The sequence below is a fragment of the Streptomyces sp. NRRL B-24484 genome (assembly GCF_000717715.1).
GTDB lineage: Bacteria > Actinomycetota > Actinomycetes > Streptomycetales > Streptomycetaceae > Kitasatospora.
The window spans coordinates 1-202 of sequence record NZ_JOAI01000185.1 but is presented as its reverse complement, the minus strand read 5'-3'; the positions used below and the strand labels follow the sequence as shown (position 1 = coordinate 202).

General features: G+C 74.3%; 1 protein-coding gene. It reads right to left on the bottom strand.

Translation table 11 applies throughout. The features are described from left to right. A partial coding sequence (locus tag IE98_RS0141845; protein ID WP_030278078.1) for a DUF2267 domain-containing protein occupies window positions 1–202 on the bottom strand: 202 nt, incomplete at both ends.

Below are 202 nucleotides of genomic sequence, written 5' to 3'. Positions count from 1 at the left end.
CAGGTCGTAGCCGGGTGGCAGCTGGAGCAGGACCTGGTCCATGAGGTGGTCGCCGGCGGCGTCGGCCACCGTGGACAGGACGGCGCCGATGTCCCACAGGGCCGTGGCCTCGGTGGCGCCCTCGATCCAGGCCGCGGTCGCGCGCACGAACCGCTCGGCGCTGAGGGGCTCGGCGGCCTGCAGCGGGTTGAGCAGGATCAGG